This is a genomic window from Salinisphaera orenii subsp. halophila YIM 95161, assembly GCF_003732545.1.
Taxonomy (GTDB): Bacteria; Pseudomonadota; Gammaproteobacteria; order Nevskiales; family Salinisphaeraceae; genus Salinisphaera; species Salinisphaera orenii_A.
On sequence record NZ_AYKF01000068.1, the window covers coordinates 1 to 17,248 of the forward strand.

The following is a 17,248-nucleotide window of genomic DNA, read 5'->3' on the forward strand; positions in this document are numbered from 1 at the left end:
GCGGTGATGCAGGTGTGCGGCGGCTCGCAGTCGTTCAACGTGGTCAACACGCTGCGCGTACTGGGGCGCTGGATGCGCATGGTCACCATCCCCAACCAGTCGTCGGTGCCCAAGGCGTTCAACGAGTTCGACGAGGCCGGGCGCATGCACGCCTCGCCCTACTACGACCGCGTGGTGGACGTGATGGAGGAGCTGGTGAAGTTCACGCGCCTGCTGCGCGACCACACGGATTATCTGACCGATCGCTACTCGGAGCGCCGCGAAAGCCCCGAAACGCTCTCACAGCGAGTCAATCAGAAAGCGATCTGAAGCCTGTCGGCACGTCGTCCGAACGCCGCGTCGCAGACCGCCGATCGCCGATCGCCCCCGCGGGGCTGATTCGGCACGCGTGGCGAGCGACGTTCGAGACTCGCCACGCCCCGGGGCGCGATGGGCGGCGCGCCCCTTCGGACCAGGCGCTCATGACACGCACGAGAAGCCAAACCGGAGCGTCCCGGTACGCTCGCGCAGCGCGACCGTGCGGCACTGACTTCACCTCGTTCCGCCGCGGAACAGCGTTCGGATCGGGCCCGGATGGCCCGTTCGAGCCCGCCACCCTTGCCGCGCGGGCGGCAAGCGGCGCCCGTCTCAGCCCGGCTCGCCCGCCGTGTGCCGCAGGCGCTCGACACACCTCGGGTGCCGCGGCAGCTATTCGGCCGAGCCGAACTGCCAGTAGTCGATGGCGCGGCGCAGACAGAACACCGCGATCTCCTCCTCCTCGACCGCGCGGATGAGCGCGTCCGCCTCGCCGCCGTCGAGCACGAACATCAGCTCCTCGGGCTCGTCGGCCAGCTCGAAGAAGTGCGCCGCATGGGCATGCCCGCTGACCCCGGTACCTTCGGCGTCGACCCGTCGGGTCGAGCGCGTCACGCCCTGACGGCGGGCAATGTCGGCGACCGTATCGAGCACCGGCCGGCCGTCGTGCGCGCGCGAGCGCGGGGCCATGAATATCACTTCGAAACCCTTCATCGTGCGACTCCGAGCAGTTGACGCAGAATGGCCACTGTACCCAGTCCCAGCGCGGTCATGGCCAGCGAGCCGGCCACGTGCACCGCGATGCCCGCGACAGCCCAGCCGAGGCGGCCGGCCTGGATCTGGGTGAGTATCTCGGCGGAGAAGGTCGAGAAGGTGGTCAGGGCGCCGAGAAAGCCGGTGATCACCGCCAGCTTCCAGAACGCCGACAGTTCCGGCAGCGCCGCGAACACCGCGATGGCGATCCCGATCAGCCAGGCCCCGAGCAGATTCGCGGCCAGCGTGCCCGGGGGCAGGTTGGGAAAGAGTGCGTTCAGACCCAGGCCCAGCGCCCAGCGCAGATTGGCGCCACAGGCCGCGCCCAGCGCGATCGCGAACATCGAGACCGGAATCGACATCGCTTCACCGTCGAGAATCGAATCGACCGGCGATTAAATCAGAGCGTCGGCCCGGGCGCGAGCGCCGGCAGCGGCTCAGCTGACGATCAGCGCCCCGCCCAGTGCCAGCAGACTGATCCAGACCGCCACCAGCGCGCCCAGCGCCAACGGCCGCCAGCCGAGCCGCGCGACCGCGACCAGACGCGTCTGCAGGCCCATGGCGACCATCGCCGCGGCCAGCAGCGCCGAATCCACCGCCACGAGCCCGTCGCGCAGATCCGTCGACAAGGGCAGCACCGAATTCAGCCCCACCATGACCACGAACAGCACCACGAACCATGGAAACGGCGCGCGGCCCGCCGCCGTTTCCTGCCCCGATCCGCCGGCCCGGCGATGCCACCAGAACGCCAGTATCGCGCAGACCGGGGCCAGCAGTGCGACGCGCGAGAGCTTGTACAGACTGGCGTCCACGCCGGCCTGGGCATCGACGGCGAAGCCCGCCGCCACCGCCTGGGCGACCTCATGGATGGAGCTGCCGGCCCAGGCGGCATAGGCGGCCTCGCTCAGGCCGAGATGGGCCGCGATCACCGGGTAGGCGAACATTGCGACGGTGCCGAACACGGTCACGATGGCGATCGCACAGGCCACATCCTGTTCGCGGCCCCGGATCACGCCGTCGACCGCGACCACGGCGGAGGCGCCACAGATGCCCGTACCCGACCCTACCAGCACGCTGAGCGTGTCCGGCAGGCCGAGCGCACGGCCGGCCACGACCGCCAGCGCCAGCGTGCTCGCCACCGCGAGCACGACCAGGGCCAGACCGCCGGCGCCGACGGTGAGCATGTCCTGAAACACGAGCCGGAAACCGAGCAGGACGATGCCCGCGCGCAGCAGATAGTGCAGCGTCCAGCGCACCCCCGGCTCGACCGCCGCCGGCAGCGACACGCACAGACGCACGCCCACACCGAAGAGAATGCCGACGGTGAGCGCGCTCAGCGGCACGACCGCATTGAGCGCCGGCCAGGCGGCGACCGCGTAGGACAGCCCCGCCAGCCCGACACAGAGCACCAGCCCGGGCAGAATCGCGGGCAGCCGGGCAAACGCCCCGTCTCCGCCGCGCGAGGCTGAAAGCGCCTCCGCTGGTCTCGTCGCCATGCCGGACTCCTGAAGAATGGAATGGCATGACCATAAAACCGGCAGTTATTATTAAAAATCGAATACTTTCTATTCCATGATTCGGCATCGCCGAATCGGGGCATCGGACATGACGACGCTGCACTTCACCCTGCGCCAGCTCGAGATATTCGCGGCGGTGGTGCGCACCGGCCAGGTCAAGCGGGCCGCCGCGGCGCTCCACCTGAGCCAGGCGGCCGTCAGCCAGGCACTGCGCGAACTGGCCGAAGCCCTGGACCTCACCCTGTTCGAGCGCGACGGCCGGCGGATCGTGCCCACTGCGGCGGCGCGCCAGCTGCTGCGGCTGGCTGCAGCACCCATGGCCGAGTTCGACGCCCTCCCCGGCCGGCTGCGGCCGTCGGCGGACAATGCCGAACTGGCCGGCGACATCCGGATCGCCGCCTCCAGCACCATCGCCCGCTACATTCTGCCGTCGGCGCTCGCCGCCGTACGCCGCGAACACCCGGCGCTCGACCTGGCCGTGATCTCCGGCAACAGCAGCCAGGCCGAGGCGCATGTGGCCGCACTCGAAGCCGATATCGGCTTCATCGAGGGCCCGCCGACACGCGACGACCTGCACGCCGCCGCCTGGCGCACCGACACGCTGCAGATCATCGCGCCGCCGGATTATCCGGTGGCCGCGGTGTCGCCGACCGACCTCGCCGCCCACCCCTGGGTGGCCCGCGAGCCCGGCTCGGGCACCCGGGCGGTGTTCGAACAGAGCCTCGCTCTGGCAGGGCTGGCGGCTCCGCAGGCGCATCTGGTCATCGACGACAGCGGCGCGATCGTGCGCGCCGTGGCGGCCGGCGCCGGCCTGGCCTGCGTGAGCCGGCTGGCCGCCATACAGGCCAGCGCCAACGCCCGCGTGCAGTGTCTCGACCTGCCCGGCCTGTCGCTGCAGCGGCCCCTGTGGTGCCTGTCGCGCGCCGGCCATGCGCACTCGCCGCTGATCGAGCGCTTCCGCGCCACGCTCGACGGAGCGATCGGCGTGGACTTCGACGAATCAGACGCTTAAGCGCATGTTAATCGGCTTCGCCTAGCCTTGCGGAGGTGATTTCGAGGAACCGGAGATTCCCATGAACATTCGTCGCACCACGCTCGCCGGCGTCACCGGCCTTATCTTGGCCAGCGCCGGCACGACGGCCTTCGCGGAGCAGCCGGACGGCGTCTATTCGGCCGATCAGCTGCTCGATGCCGATGTCTACATGAGCAACTCGGACGAGGAGATCGGCGAGATCGACGACATCGTGTTCGACAACAACATGACCATCAAGTCGTTCGTGGTCGAGACCGAGAACAGCTTCGGCCTGGCCGGCAAATCGTATGTCGTCGCGCCCGATCAGTTGAGCGTCGAAACCATGGAAGGCGACGAGGCCACCGAGCCCGAGTACCGCGTGACGATCGAAGGCGACGCCGACACGATCTCGCAGTATCCGGTCTACAACGACAGCTGGTGGAACAACACCCAGGCCCAGGCCGTCGACGCCTGGCAGCAGACCAAAGAGAGCGCCAGCAATGCCTGGACAGAGCTCAAGGAAGGCACGAACAACCTGATCGATCGCGCCCAGGGTCAGAGCGAAGATGCGGCTGACGCCGTCGACGACTCGGCCGACGCCATGGAGAATTCCGCCGAGGACGCGACCAACTGATCGCCACACGGCGTTCCGCATGACCGGGTTGCAGGACGAGGGGCCACGGCCCCTCGTCCTTTGTGCGCGGGAACCGGCCCGCAAAACTTCCCGGAGCGCGCCGACGGGCCGTATGCCGACCGACGATCCGTGACGGCCGTTCAGGCTGCCCCGGGCGTTCTCCATCATTGATCGAACGCCGGGCCGCGGTATGATCCGGGCTGATCTTCACCCGTCGGCACAAGGAGCCGCCGCATGAGTCAGAACAACGGCCGGTCCAGTCTGTTTGGCGTGCTGTTCATGCCCGCCCTCATCCTGGGCGGACTGATCGTGCTCGCCCTCATCGTCATCAGCGTCCAGAGCGGCTCGGATACGCCCACCCGCACCGGCAACGACAACACCCGTGAGGTCGACTCGGACACGCTCGCCCGTTTCAATGAAGAGTTCGATGACCTGGGAGTGAGCGTGGGCGATGCCGATGCCCCGATCACCATCCGCGAATTCGCGGACTATCAGTGCCCGGCCTGCGCCTCGTTCGCGCCCGTCGCCAAGCAGATCCGCGAAGACCTCGTGGACGCCGGCGAGGCTCGCTTCGTGTTCTTCGATTTCCCTCTGCCGATGCACGATCACGCCCGGCAGGCGGCCTCGGCCGCGCGCTGCGCCGCGCGTCAGGACCGGTTCTGGGCCTATCACGACCGCCTGTTCGAGACCCAGAGCGAGTGGGCCCAGGCCGGCGATCCCACCAGCCTGTTCCTGGACATGGCCGTGGAGACCGGCGTCAACGCCGACCGCCTGGAGCAGTGCCTGGCCCAGGGCGCGACCGACGACGTGATCGCGCAGAATCTGGAGGCCGGCAAGGCCATCGGCCTGCGCGCCACACCGACCATCCTCGTGGGCAACCGCCTCTTCTCGGGCGGCGTCAGCTTCGAGCGCATCCAGCGGGCTGTGGATGCCCAGACCGACGGCGCGGACTGATAGCCCGACGCGGCGAGGGCCGGACCCGGTCAACGATGGCACCGCCTGCCGCGGCTTTCGCAGTCGGGATCACACCACCGCTTAGCGTCGGACGCAGTCGCCAGCGGCCAGCCGCATGACACCGCGGATCAATACGCCATCGAGAGCCGCGCAGCGAGCCGCCGACCACCGGGCCCGAGGCTGAACCGATTGCACCGCACCGGCAGGAGCGCCTGTCGGTGCAACGATGACGGCCATCTCGAAAACCATCATCGATAAGCGGACACGGGCTGGGGACGATTCCGGCATCCCGGCCCCTGAAATCGGACCTTTGTTCCATGGCGGCAACCACGAGCCACGGAACAACGTCCAAGGTCCGGATGCGCGCGGCGTCAGAGCCAGGCCTGTCGCATGAGGCGGACCGACGTTCCCCGAAAAGAGACCGTTCGCATGCCCCGGCTCCCTGCCGTTAGCAGTCGCGCTCGACGTCGGCGAGGGTATCGATCAGCGCGGTCAGCGCCTCGCCGCTGTAGACGGATTCGTCGCGATCGCGGGCCACGGCCCGAAACCAGCGCGCCAGCGTCTTCTGGCGCGCGGAGGGCATGTTCTGGGCGATGCCCTCGGCGTGCTCCAGCGTGGCCGCGAGGCGGGTTTCGCCGCGGCGGGCGTGGGCGCGCAACAGCACCTGGCGATAGCGGATCAGACTGGCATCCAGCAGCACCCAGGCGAAGTTCGGATTGCGGGGCGGACCGAGCGTGATGCGCCGGCCGCCGAAGACACCGCGCGGTGCGAAATCGAGCTTGAGCGTGGGCAGTGCTTCGCCCTTGAAGAAGGCGAGCGCGCCGCCGCCGAGCCCGCCGAGCAACGCGCCGACGCCCAGACTGTGGCCAAGCGTCATCGCGTCCACCCCGAGACCCGCGCCGGCACCGACCGCAGCCCCGACCACCGTAAGCTGACGCCGCGTCAGGCCGAGCCGGCGCCAAGTCTCGTCGCTGGCCAGATCGAGGTCGTCGCCGAAGCCGGCCCGCGCCTCGGCGCGTACCGCGTGATGGCGATAGAGATCGAGCAGCGCGTCCGCGGTCTCGCGCTCGAGTGCCGCGATCGCCTCGAAGTAATGCCGGGTCGCCCGTTCGACCGCGGCGTGCCGGTCGGCGACAGGCGTCGGCCCGTCCTCGGCGAAGCTCGCGCTCTCGCGCCGGGTGAGCGCGGCACGCAGAAACGACTGGATATGCTCGGCGGCACGCTCGCGCCGTTGGACCCATTCCGCGTCGAGCAGGGCCGTGGTGGCCTCCAGATGGTCGCGATCACGCTCGTCGATCTGATTGAGCGCGGCGAGCAGGTCGCGGCGCGCGGCGAAACGCGCCTGATGGGCATCGAAGACGCGCACGAGATTGAAGGCCTTGCCGAGATGCTCGCGCCATTCGTCCCGCTGCGGCGTGTCGCGTGCCGCGTCGTCGCCGTGCACGTTGAGTACGGCCAGCCGGGCGCGGCCGGAGAAACGCAGGATCTCGATCTCGGCGAGAAAGCTGTCATAGACCGGTACGTCCGGATCGATGACGTAGACGATCCCCGCGCCCTCGATCAGCGGTTCGAGCAGCCGGCATTCGTCCTCGAATTCGTGCGTGCCGCGATAGGCCTCGACGAAACGGCGCAGCGTCGCCAATCCCGGCGCGGTGCGCGCGTCCTCGTTGAGCGCACGGATCGCGCGCAGCGCCTCGATCGGCTGCTGGAAGCCGGGCGTGTCGATGAAGCGCAGCCGCTCGACGCCGTCGAGCACCAGCGACAGGCGCTGGCAGCGGGTGGTCTCGCCGGGCTCGGGCGAGATGCGGATGATGCGGTCATCGTCCTCCTCAAGCAGCGTCGCGAGCACGGCGGACTTGCCCATGTTGACCTTGCCCACCACCGCGAAGCACGGCACGGACGGCGTCACCCACTCGTGCGGCTCGGCCATGTCAGCGCTCCGGGGCATAAGCCGCGACCTCGGTGGCCGGATCGCGCAGGCCGTCGATGAAGGCCGTCCAGCGCTCCAGATGCGCCGGCGCCGGCGGCGCCGGCCGCCCCTCGCTACGCGCGAACACGACCCAAGTCAACGGCGTGCGCGGGCCCAGGCGCGCACGCAGACGGGCCTGCAGGCTCGCGGCCTGGCGCGGCGACAGGCCCCAGTCCTCGACGAGGAGCACGACATGGTCCGGGTCGGTGCCGAGGGCGGCTTCGGCCGCGGCTTCGGCCTCGTCGTCGAGGACATTGACCCGATGATCGGCTTCGGGATTCACGCGCAGGCCACGCAGCAGGAACCCGCGCACGTCGGCCCCGCGCACGCCATGACCGCCGACATCCAGCACCAGCGCGCCGTCGGCGGCGGCCGGGGCGACCGCCCCCCGCTCGACCGCGGTCAGGCCGCGCCAGAGTGCCCGATGCCGCGGCGCCTGGAAGTCGAGCGCGGCCAGCGCCCGCCGCTGGCGCCATTCCGTCGCCGCCAGCAGCAGAAGACGCGGCAACACGCCCCAGACCAGCAGCGCCATCAGCAGAAAGCGCCACCACGGGCCCACCACCGCCGCACCGCCCGGCACCTGCCGGACGCCTTCGGCGAAGCGTGCACGGCTGGCCTCGATGGTGGCCGGATCCGGCCGGGCGGCCGGCCAGGCCCAGGCCCAGGGCGCCGCCGCGCCCTCGACCACGCGTTCGACCAGGGCGCCGGTCTGTGGCGTGGCCTCCCAGTAGAAACGCACGTCGTAGACCAGCAGCGCCCCCGCAAAGGCGAGCACCAGACCGGTGGCGAAGCCCAGCCCGCCCCACTGCAGCGTGCCGGACAGCGCCGACGTGAACACCCGCGCGCCCCCGCTGTCGAGCAGGCGGGCATCGCGCAGGGCCGCGGTCCGCGAGGCATCACCGCCGAGCCGCCCGGCGAGCGCCGTCACCGCGCCGACCCCCGCCTCCAGCCCGGCCCCCGTGCGCCGACCGGCCAGACGCGCGACCAGCACGGCGACGAAGACGAGCCACGGCAGCACCAGCGTGGCACCCGCGAACACGATCACGTGCACGGCCTGGGCGTTGCCGGCCACCAGCCCGCCAATGAGCGCGAACGCGCTCACCGCCATCAGCCCGAACAGCAGCAGCCGCGCCAGCCGCAGCCCGCGCAGCCAGAGCGCGCCGGGTGCGAGTGCGGCGTCGGCACGCCGTCTTTCGAGCCAGGCGCGCAGCCCGGCGCGGCGCCGCGCCCGCTCGTCGCCGCCCGGCAGTCGCGGGCGAACGTCCCGGGCGAACACCATGCGCTCATGCGGGTCGGGCGCGACGCCGCGGGCGAGCTCGACCTCGAAATCGATGAGATCCGCCAGCGTCCACCGCCCGGCATGCGCCTCTGTCTTCATGAAGGCGGCCCGTCTTCGCGGAAACCGGCAGGGGATTCAGTGCGCGAGCACGAAGAATATGAACTCGCGGAAGACGAATGCCGCCGTGCCGCAGACGGCCAGGCTGGCCACGGCGAGGCCGACGAACCAGAGCAGCCGGCGTGTGGTTTCGCCCATACGAACACTCCGAAGCGCGGGCTAGTGATAACCCATGTCCCGGCTGACCTTGCCGCGGAAAATCCAGTACGACCAGCCGGTGTAGAACAGGATGAACGGCAGCAGAAAGACCATGCCCACAAGCAGGAATCGCTGGCTCTCGGGCGGCGCCGCGGCGTTCCAGATGGTCAGATCGGGCGGGATGATATGCGGCCAGAAACTGGCCGCCAGCCCCCCGTAACCAACGGCGAACATGGCCAGCGAGAGCAAAAACGGCCAGTATTCGGACCGCCGCAGCACGCTGGCGTAGAGCGCGTAGGAGACCGCGACCGCGGCCAGCGGGAACGGCACCAGCAGCAACGCATGCGGCAGGCCGAACCAGCGCTGGGCGTAGTCGCCGTCGAGAAACGGCACGTACAGGCTGACGAGCGCCATGCAGACGATCACGCCGGTGAGGAGCATGCGGCTCCAGCCGTAGGCCTTCTGCTGCAGGTTGCCGGCGGTCTTCATCACCATCCAGGTCGCACCCAGCAGAGCATAGCCCACCACCAGCGACACCCCGGTCAGCAGCGAGAACGGCGACAGCCAGTCGAACACGCCGCCCACGTACTGCGCGCCGTCCGTCGCCACGCCCTGCACGATCGCACCCAGGGTCACGCCCTGGCAGAAGGTGGCCACGATGGAACCGAAGTTGAAGGCGGTGTTCCAGCCGAACTTGCGCTCGGCCTTGAAGCGGAACTCGAAGGCGACGCCGCGGAAGATCAGCGCGATCAGCATGAGCGACAGCGGCAGATACAGCGCCGGCAGCAGCACCGTGTAGGCGGCCGGGAACGCCGCGAGCAGGCCGGTGCCGCCGAGCACCAGCCAGGTCTCGTTGCCGTCCCAGATCGGCGCCACCGAGTTCATCATGATGTCGCGCTCGTACTCGCCGTGGGCGAACCCGGACAGGATGCCGATGCCCAGCACGAACCCGTCGAGCAGCACGTACATGAACACACCGAAGCCGATGATGCCGAACCAGACCAGCGGCAGGAGATCGATCGTCGTGGTCATGTCTCGCTCGTCGACTCGTCGGGATAGGCCAGCGGCCGCGCCGGGGTGGCGGGCGTCTCGGACTGGGTCACGTCGGGGCGGCGCTCCGGACCGGTGCGGATGATCCGCAGAATATAGTAGAGCCCGGCGCCGAAGACGATGCCATAGACCACCACGAAGGTGACCAGCGTGGCCGCCACACTCGGTGCGGCCACCGGCGACAGCGAGTCGGAGGTGCGCATCAGCCCGTAGACGGTGTAGGGCTGGCGCCCGATCTCGGTGGTGATCCAGCCCGCCAGCACGGCCACGAAACCCGAAGGCGCCATCGCCACCAGAAAACGGTGATAGCGCGGGGAATCGTACAGCCGGCGCCGGAACGCCAGCCACAGGCCGGTCACCCCCGCGACCAGCATGAGCAGCCCGAGCCCTACCATGATCCGGAACGAAAAGAAGATGGGCGCCACCGGCGGCCGCTCGTCGCGGGGAAAGTCCTTCAGCCCGGTGAGTTCGCCGTTCCACTCATGGGTCAGGATCAGGCTCGCCACGTTGGGCAGGGCGATCTCGTAGTGATTGGTCTCGGCCTCGGCGTCGGGCCAGGCGAACAGCGCCAGCGCCGCGCCGCGCTCGGTCTCCCAGTGGGCTTCCATCGCCGCGATCTTGGCCGGCTGATACTCCAGCGTCTTCAGCCCGTGCAGATCACCGGCCAAAATCTGCAGCGGCGTGACGATGGACACGAACCCGACGCCCATCGTCAGCATGACCCGGGCGGACTCGTGCGCCGTGCCCTTGAGCCGGTACCAGGCCCCCACCGCGAGGATCACGAAGGCGGTGGTCAGATAGGCGGCCAGCACCATGTGCACCAGCCGGTAGGGGAACGACGGGTTGAACACGATCTTCCACCAGTCCACCGGGTAGAACACGCCGTCGCGGATCTCGAAGCCCGCCGGCGTGTGCATCCACGAATTGGCGGACAGGATCCAGAACGCCGACAGCGTCGTGCCCAGCCCCACCGTCACCGTGGCGATGAAGTGCAGCTTCGGCCCCACCTTGTTCCAGCCGAACAGCATGATGCCGAGGAAGGTCGCCTCCAGGAAGAAGGCGGTGAGCACCTCGTAGGTGAACAACGGCCCCAGCACCGGCGCGGTGGCCTCCGCGAATCGGGACCAGTTGGTCCCGAACTGGAAGCTCATGACGATGCCCGAGACCACGCCCATGCCGAACGAGACCGCGAAGATCTTGACCCAGAAGTGATACAGGCGCCGATACACGTCGCGCCGGGTCCACAGGTACAGCCCCTCGCACATCGCCAGCCAGCTCGCCAGGCCGATGGTGAAGGCCGGGAACAGAATGTGGAACGACACCACGAAGGCGAACTGAACACGGGACAGGATTTCCGGATCGAGAGACATCGGACGCGGCTCCAGCGGGCCCCGGGATGGGTCCCCATCATACGTGGACTCAACGTTTCCGGATTATACCCGGCGGGGTATTACCGGTCGATCTCGGCGGCCGGCCCCGGGCGGAATCGAACGCGCCGACCGGGGCCAGGGTTGTGAGTCGACGCCACAGGCCCGATCATGTCATCAGGATCAATCCATCAAACGGCGTCACCCATGACCGCTGTTCACGACACCTACGACCGCCCGCTGCAGGACCTGCGGATCTCGCTGACCGACCGCTGCAACTTCCGCTGCACCTACTGCATGCCGCGGGAACTGTTCGGCAGCGAGCACCTGTTCCTGCCCCGGCGCGAACTGCTCGATTTCGACGAGATCGAGCGCCTGGCGCGCATCGCGGCCGGCCTGGGCGTGCGCAAACTGCGCCTGACTGGCGGCGAACCGCTGCTGCGCCGCGATATCGACGTGCTCATCGCGCGGCTGGCCGCGATCGACGGCATCGACGACATCTGCCTGACCACCAACGGCTCGCTGCTCACCGAACAACGCGCGCGCGAACTCGCCGCCGCCGGCGTGAACCGCGTCACCCTCAGCCTCGACGCCATTGACGACGACGTCTTCAAGGCCATCAACGATGTCGGCTACCCGGCCTCGAAAGTGCTCACCGCCATCGACAACGCCCAGGCCGCGGGCCTCGGCCCAGTCAAGGTCAACTGCGTGATCCAGCGCGGCGTCAACGAAGACCAGATCCTGCCGATGGTCGAGCACTTCCGGCATAGCGACGTGGTGCTGCGCTTCATCGAGTTCATGGACGTCGGCACCTCCAACGGCTGGCGCATGGAAGAAGTCGTCACCGCGCGCGAGATCGTCGAGACGATCCGTACGCGCCATGCCGTCACACGCCTGCCCGCGAAAGTCGCCGGCGAGACCGCCAACCGCTGGACCTTCGACGACGGCGCCGGCGAGATCGGGATCATCGCCTCGGTGAGCCAGCCCTTCTGCGGCGGCTGCTCGCGCGCACGCCTGTCCGCGATCGGCGAACTCTATACCTGCCTGTTCGGCGTGCACGGCCGCGACCTGCGCACGCCGCTGCGCGAGGGCGCCAGCGACGCCGAACTCGCCGACATGCTCGCCGGCATCTGGCAGGCCCGCGACGACCGCTACTCCGAACGCCGCGGCGAGGAGACCGCCCGACGCGACGGCGGCGCCGACGGCAAGGTCGAGATGTCCTATATCGGCGGCTGACCGCCGGCCCGGATGACACCCGCCATCCAGCGGCTCGAACAGCTCGGCATCGAGCATGCGGTGCACGGCTACGAGCCTGCGCGCGCCTCCAGCGACTACGGCATCGACGCCTCGGCGCAGCTCGGCGTGCCCGCGGAACGCGTGTTCAAGACGCTGATCGCCGAACTCGACACGCACGAACTGGTCGTCGCCGTGGTCCCGGTGTCGCATCGCCTGCACATGAAGAGCCTGGCCCGCGCCATCGGTGCAAAGAAGGCCTTCATGGCCGATCGCGCCCGGGTCGAGAAGACCACCGGCTACGTGCTCGGCGGGGTCAGCCCGCTGGGCCAGAAGACGGCGCTGCGCAGCGTCATCGACACCTCGGCGCAGGCGTTCGACACGATCTTCGTCAGCGGCGGCCGCCGCGGCCTGGAGATCGAGATCGGCCCGGACACGCTGTGCGCACTGATCGAGGGCCTGTTCACCGACTTGGTGCGCTGACGCCGCCATCGACCGGGCGGGCGTCGCGTCGGCGCGGTTGCGGCAGACGATCGGCGGCCGGCGATCGTGCCCGTGGCGCGGGCCGCGGGCCGCATCTGCCGGGCGCGCCGGCATCCCGCCGATCGGCATGGCCGGCATCTTGCTTTATCGAACGCGTATTCCCGGAGCGAGGCAATCGGACTACTCTGGGGCCAGGGGGATTTTTCGGCCCGCCATCCGCGGATGGGCGCTGTCGTTGAATCAGCTGTGTGGCATTCGGGGGCGGATGCAGCGACCCGACCGGTGTCTGTCGTCCATGGCAGACGATCTTTCGGTACACGACATCGTGAGAGGGTCCGACTATGACTGCCGACTGGATTGGTTTTTCCCTGCTGATGCTGGCGATCCTGCTGTACGCCGGCAAATGGGTGCGCATGCACTGGCGCCCCGCCCAGCAGCTGTTTCTGCCCGCCTCGATTCTGGCCGGTGCGATCGGGCTGCTGCTCGGACCCGGCGTGCTCGGCGCGATCATGCGTACGGTCGGCGGCGAGGAGGCGCCGCTCGCCCAGGGCGCGATTCCGGCATCGATGCTCGACGTCTGGAGCGACCTGCCGGGCCTGCTCATCAACGTGGTCTTCGCCACCCTGCTGCTCGGCGTGCCGCTGCCCAAGTGGAAACGGGTCTGGGGCCTGGCCGGCCCGCAGCTTGCCTTCGGCGTGACCCTGGGCGCCGGCCAGTACGTGATCGGCATCCTTATCGCCGCCTTCATCCTCGCGCCCTTCTTCGGCTTGCCGCTGATGGCCGGCGCGCTGATCGAGATCGGCTTCGAAGGCGGCCACGGCACTGCCGCCGGTCTGCAGGAAACCTTCGCGGAACTGGGCTTCGCCGACGGCGCTGATCTGGCCGTGGGCATGGCCACGGTCGGCGTGATCTCGGGCATCGTGTTCGGCATCATCCTGATCAACTGGGGCGTGCGCACCGGCAAGAGCGCGGTACTGGACAAGGCCGTCGACAGCATCCCACACCATCAACGCCGCGGACTGGTCAGCGAGGACGAGCGTCCACTTTCCGCCGGCGGCATGACGGTACGCTCGGAATCGATCGAGCCGCTGACCCTGCACTTCGCATTCATCGCCATGGCGATCCTCATCGGCCTCGGCTTTCTGGAGGCGATGGCCTGGGTCGAGAGCGTGACCTGGGGCGCCGGCGAGAACGGGGTGGAGCTGCTCGGCGCGGTGCCACTGTTCCCGCTGGCCATGATCGGCGGCCTGGTGGTCCAGCAGCTGCTCACGCGCTTCGACACCCACAACCTGCTCGATCGCGATCTGATGGTGCGCATCCAGGGGTTCGCGCTGGACCTGCTCATCGCGGCCGCGATCGCCAGCCTGTCGCTGAAGGTGATCGCCGACAACCTGGTGCCGTTCCTCCTGCTCGGGCTCGCCGGCATCGCCTGGAACGTGGGCATGTTCCTGTGGCTGGCGCCGCGCATCATCCCCAAGTACTGGTTCGAGCGCGGTATCGGCGATATCGGCCAGTCCATGGGCGTGACCGCGACCGGGCTGATCCTCATGAAGATCGCCGATCCGGACAACAAGACGCCGGCCTACGAGGCGTTCGGCTACAAGCAGATGGTGTTCGAGCCGTTCTTCGGCGGCGGACTGGTCACCGGCCTCGCCCTGCCGGTGATCTACAACTTCGGCGCCTGGCCGCTGTTCGGGGTGATGCTCGCGCTGGTGGCGATCGGCATCGGCTCCGGGCTGTTCTACTTCGCCAAACTCGAACAGGAGCCGTAATCGCTTCCTTCGACGACGCCTGACCAGTCAGACCGGGCCCGGCGCGCCGCACGCGTGCCGGGCCCTTTTCGTGCTGGCGGTTCAGGCGCGCTCGAGCCGGTCCGCGGCGTCGGCCAGACTCTGGCGATGGCGGTCGATATCGGCCCAGGGGCAGTCGCGCTGGGCCAGCCGGCGAAAGATATTGCCGATATGGAAACGGCGCGGGCCGAGCTTGGCGTCGCCGAGTTCGTCCCAGTCCAGCGGGGTGGCGATCGGCGCGCCCGGCTTGGCGCGCACAGAATACGGCGCGATGCCGGTCTGGGCGTAGGCGTTGCGGCGGATATCCAGATACAGCCGCCCGCCGCGCTTGGCCTTGCGATGGGCGGTGGTGAAATCGTCGGGGCGCGCGTCGGCGAGCCGCTCGGCCACCCGCTCGGCGAAATCGCGCACGGCGTCGAAATCCGCGCTGCGATCCAGCGGCACGACGACATGCAGGCCGGACGAGCCGGTGGTCATCACGAACGCGCTCAGATCGAGCGCGGCAAGGCGCTCGCGCACCGCCCTGGCGGCGTCGACCACGAGCGCGAAATCGTCGTCCGCCGGATCCAGATCGAAGATCAGCCGGTCCGGATGATGCGGGCGATCATGGCGCGACAGCCACACGTGAAAGGCGATCGCGGCCTGGTCCACCAGCCAGACAAGCGCATCGGCGTCGTTGGCCAGCGCGTGGGTGATGCGGCCGTCCTCCTTGTCGACGGTCACGCGCTCGATCCAGTCCGGGTAGTGATCGGCGACGCTCTTCTGGATGAAGTTCACGCCGTCGATGCCGTCGGGAAAACGATGCAGGGTGAGCGGCCGATCCTTGAGATGCGGCAGCATCGTCGGCGCGATACGGCGGTAGTAGTCGGCCAGATCGCCCTTGCTGTAGCCGGCCTCGGGAAAGAACGTCTTGTCGGCGTTGTCGATCTGGATACGCATGGCGGACTCCTCAGGTGCGCGCCGGGGCGACTTCGCGCACGACCTCGCGCGGGTCCTTGTCGTCGCGCTCACCGACATAGCTGGGGTGGCGCAGGCGCCCGTCCTCGGTCCATTCGGTGAACGCGACCTCGGCCACGCGTTCGGGCTCGACCCAGTGCACGCCGCGCTCGCTCGGCGCATCCGCGAATGGCGGCGTGGCCCGTTCGAGGGACGCCAGCACGTCATGCAGGCGCGTGAGTTCCGCCTCGTCGAAACCGGTGCCGACACGCCCCGCGTAGCGCAGCGCATCGTCCTCGTAGTAGCCCACGAGCAACGCGCCGAAGCCGCTGCGGCTGCCCTGCGGCTCGGTGTAGCCGCCGATCACCAGCTCCTGGCCCTGGCTGCACTTGAGCTTGAGCCAGCGCTGGGAGCGCCCGCGCCGATACGGGCTGTCGGCCTGCTTGGCGAGCACGCCCTCCCAGCCCTTGCGACAGGCCTCGGCGTGATAGGCCTCGCCGACGCCGTTACGGTGGGCCGCATAGCGCAGCCGGCCGCCGAAGCTGAAATGCCCGCGCAGCAGGTTCTTGCGATCGCGCAGGGCGACCCGGCGCAAGTCCAGGCCGTCCAGCCAGGGGCAGTCGAAGGCATAGAAATGGATCGCGATACCGCTGTCGCGTGCGGCCTGCGGCTCGCTGATGCCGGCGCGTTGTTGCAGCCGCGCGAAACTCGTTGCATGGCCATCGAAGGCCACGACCTCGCCGTCGAGCACGAAGCGCCGGTGCGGCTGGGCCGCGAACGCATCGACCAGCTCCGGAAAATGGTCGTTACGCGACTGGCCGTTGCGGGTGAGCAACTCGACGTGATCGCCGTCGCGAAACACCAGCAGACGGATGCCGTCGAACTTGCGCTCGAACAGCCAGTCGTCGTCGGAGAACGGCGTATCCGCGAGCGTGGCCAGCATCGGCTCGAAATGACGCGGCATGCGCGAACGCCGCGCCACGTCGAGTACGTGGTCGGGCAGTTCGTCGCGCCAGTCAGCCATCGCCGTGGCCCTCGTCGCGCACGATGTCGTAGAGTTCGCGGTCGCTGATCACCGACGCCGGCTCGGTGTTGACCGGGTTGCGGCGCGCGTCGGCGCGGTCGTCGTCCATCTTGACCAGCAGCCACTGGCGCTTGCCCTTCTGGGTACGAAAATGGGTGAGCGAATAGCCGCCGGCGATCTTGTGCCCGTACAGCGTGACGGTGAGATGGCCGTCGTCGAAGCACTCCGCCAGGGTCTTGTCGATCTCGCCGTCGTCGTTGCGTTTCGCGTTGTTGAACGTGCCCGTATCCCAGACCAGCACGGTGCCGCCGCCGTACTGATCGTCGGGAATGGTGCCCTCGAAATCGGCGTAGTCGAGCGGATGGTCCTCGGTCTCGACGGCGAGGCGCTTGTCGCGCGGGTCGGTCGACGGGCCCTTGGGCACCGCCCAGGACTTGAGCACGCCGTCGATCTCGAGCCGGAAGTCGTAGTGCAGCGTGGAGGCGTCGTGCTTCTGGATCACGAAGATCGGCGTCTCGTCCTTCGCGCTGCGCCCCGCCTCGCCGCGCGGCTCGGGGCTGCGCTCGGGGTCGCGTCGATCACGATACTGCCGGAGCTTGTCATCGCGGGCCATGGGCCCTCCATCGCGCGGGCGTTTCGACCTCCTTTTGTAGCCCGATCGCGCGCGCCTGCCTACCCGGGCAACTACGCAGGCGTGC

Annotated in this window: 17 protein-coding genes; 7 read left to right on the forward strand and 10 right to left on the reverse strand. The window is 68.9% G+C overall.

What is annotated here, in order from left to right; translation table 11 throughout:
* A partial coding sequence (locus SAHL_RS05975; RefSeq protein WP_463668283.1) for an NADPH-dependent FMN reductase family protein occupies nucleotides 1–309 on the forward strand: 309 nt, incomplete at its 5' end.
* Nucleotides 310–687: 378 nt separating this feature from the next.
* Here SAHL_RS05975 and SAHL_RS05980 read toward each other — a convergent pair.
* From SAHL_RS05980 to SAHL_RS05990, 3 genes are all read right to left on the reverse strand, one after another.
* A complete protein-coding gene (locus SAHL_RS05980; protein WP_123590495.1) occupies nucleotides 688–1,008 on the reverse strand; it encodes a hypothetical protein in 321 nt (106 codons plus the stop codon).
* On the reverse strand, nucleotides 1,005–1,409 hold the full coding sequence (gene crcB / locus SAHL_RS05985) for a fluoride efflux transporter CrcB (RefSeq protein ID WP_245968409.1): 405 nt from the start codon (nucleotides 1,407–1,409) through the stop codon (nucleotides 1,005–1,007). The genes SAHL_RS05980 and crcB overlap by 4 nt, the downstream gene beginning before the upstream one ends.
* 75 nt (nucleotides 1,410–1,484) lie before the next feature.
* On the reverse strand, nucleotides 1,485–2,543 hold the full coding sequence (locus tag SAHL_RS05990; RefSeq protein WP_123590496.1) for a YeiH family protein: 1,059 nt from the start codon (nucleotides 2,541–2,543) through the stop codon (nucleotides 1,485–1,487).
* Nucleotides 2,544–2,652: 109 nt separating this feature from the next.
* Here SAHL_RS05990 and SAHL_RS05995 point away from each other — a divergent pair, with 109 nt between their 5' ends.
* From SAHL_RS05995 to SAHL_RS06005, 3 genes are all read left to right on the forward strand, one after another.
* Entirely contained in the window at nucleotides 2,653–3,576 is a 924-nt protein-coding gene (locus SAHL_RS05995; RefSeq protein ID WP_123590533.1) for a LysR family transcriptional regulator, read from the forward strand.
* Between the two features lie 61 nt (nucleotides 3,577–3,637).
* Complete coding sequence (locus tag SAHL_RS06000; protein ID WP_123590497.1) at nucleotides 3,638–4,210, forward strand: PRC-barrel domain-containing protein; 573 nt, start codon at nucleotides 3,638–3,640, stop codon at nucleotides 4,208–4,210.
* A gap of 234 nt (nucleotides 4,211–4,444) precedes the next feature.
* On the forward strand, nucleotides 4,445–5,164 hold the full coding sequence (locus SAHL_RS06005; RefSeq protein ID WP_123590498.1) for a DsbA family protein: 720 nt from the start codon (nucleotides 4,445–4,447) through the stop codon (nucleotides 5,162–5,164).
* A 448-nt stretch (nucleotides 5,165–5,612) separates the two neighbouring features.
* Here SAHL_RS06005 and SAHL_RS06010 read toward each other — a convergent pair whose 3' ends face one another.
* From SAHL_RS06010 to SAHL_RS06025, 4 genes are all read right to left on the reverse strand, one after another.
* On the reverse strand, nucleotides 5,613–7,094 hold the full coding sequence (locus SAHL_RS06010) for a DUF3482 domain-containing protein (protein ID WP_123590499.1): 1,482 nt from the start codon (nucleotides 7,092–7,094) through the stop codon (nucleotides 5,613–5,615).
* Between the two features lies 1 nt (nucleotide 7,095).
* Nucleotides 7,096–8,511 carry a DUF2868 domain-containing protein gene (locus SAHL_RS06015; RefSeq protein ID WP_123590500.1) on the reverse strand — a complete coding sequence of 472 codons (1,416 nt, stop codon included), beginning with the start codon at nucleotides 8,509–8,511 and terminating at the stop codon, nucleotides 7,096–7,098.
* 177 nt (nucleotides 8,512–8,688) lie between these two features.
* Nucleotides 8,689–9,699, reverse strand: a complete 1,011-nt coding sequence (cydB, locus tag SAHL_RS06020) for a cytochrome d ubiquinol oxidase subunit II (RefSeq protein ID WP_123590501.1) — start codon at nucleotides 9,697–9,699, stop codon at nucleotides 8,689–8,691.
* Nucleotides 9,696–11,087 carry a cytochrome ubiquinol oxidase subunit I gene (locus tag SAHL_RS06025; RefSeq protein WP_123590502.1) on the reverse strand — a complete coding sequence of 464 codons (1,392 nt, stop codon included), beginning with the start codon at nucleotides 11,085–11,087 and terminating at the stop codon, nucleotides 9,696–9,698. The genes cydB and SAHL_RS06025 overlap by 4 nt, the downstream gene beginning before the upstream one ends.
* Nucleotides 11,088–11,291: 204 nt before the next feature.
* On the opposite strand from SAHL_RS06025, the gene moaA reads away from it, so the two are divergent.
* From moaA to SAHL_RS06040, 3 genes are all read left to right on the forward strand, one after another.
* On the forward strand, nucleotides 11,292–12,320 hold the full coding sequence (gene moaA / locus SAHL_RS06030; RefSeq protein WP_123590503.1) for a GTP 3',8-cyclase MoaA: 1,029 nt from the start codon (nucleotides 11,292–11,294) through the stop codon (nucleotides 12,318–12,320).
* A gap of 12 nt (nucleotides 12,321–12,332) precedes the next feature.
* Nucleotides 12,333–12,800 carry a Cys-tRNA(Pro) deacylase gene (gene ybaK / locus SAHL_RS06035; protein ID WP_123590504.1) on the forward strand — a complete coding sequence of 156 codons (468 nt, stop codon included), beginning with the start codon at nucleotides 12,333–12,335 and terminating at the stop codon, nucleotides 12,798–12,800.
* A 341-nt stretch (nucleotides 12,801–13,141) separates the two neighbouring features.
* A complete protein-coding gene (locus SAHL_RS06040) occupies nucleotides 13,142–14,572 on the forward strand; it encodes a sodium/glutamate symporter (protein ID WP_123590505.1) in 1,431 nt (476 codons plus the stop codon).
* Between the two features lie 81 nt (nucleotides 14,573–14,653).
* On the opposite strand, the gene ligD (SAHL_RS06045) is transcribed toward SAHL_RS06040, so the two are convergent.
* From ligD (SAHL_RS06045) to SAHL_RS06055, 3 genes are read right to left on the reverse strand one after another with little or no spacing between them, the layout of a single operon-like run.
* Nucleotides 14,654–15,529 carry a non-homologous end-joining DNA ligase gene (ligD, locus tag SAHL_RS06045; RefSeq protein WP_123590506.1) on the reverse strand — a complete coding sequence of 292 codons (876 nt, stop codon included), beginning with the start codon at nucleotides 15,527–15,529 and terminating at the stop codon, nucleotides 14,654–14,656.
* Between the two features lie 10 nt (nucleotides 15,530–15,539).
* Nucleotides 15,540–16,550, reverse strand: coding sequence for a non-homologous end-joining DNA ligase (gene ligD / locus SAHL_RS06050; protein ID WP_123590507.1), 1,011 nt, complete (start codon nucleotides 16,548–16,550; stop codon nucleotides 15,540–15,542).
* The gene (locus SAHL_RS06055; protein ID WP_123590508.1) at nucleotides 16,543–17,163 is read right to left on the reverse strand and encodes a DNA polymerase ligase N-terminal domain-containing protein; all 621 of its coding nucleotides are present in this window, start codon (nucleotides 17,161–17,163) and stop codon (nucleotides 16,543–16,545) included. Before SAHL_RS06055 ends, ligD (SAHL_RS06050) begins: the two co-directional genes overlap by 8 nt.
* Nucleotides 17,164–17,248: the final 85 nt, after the last annotated feature.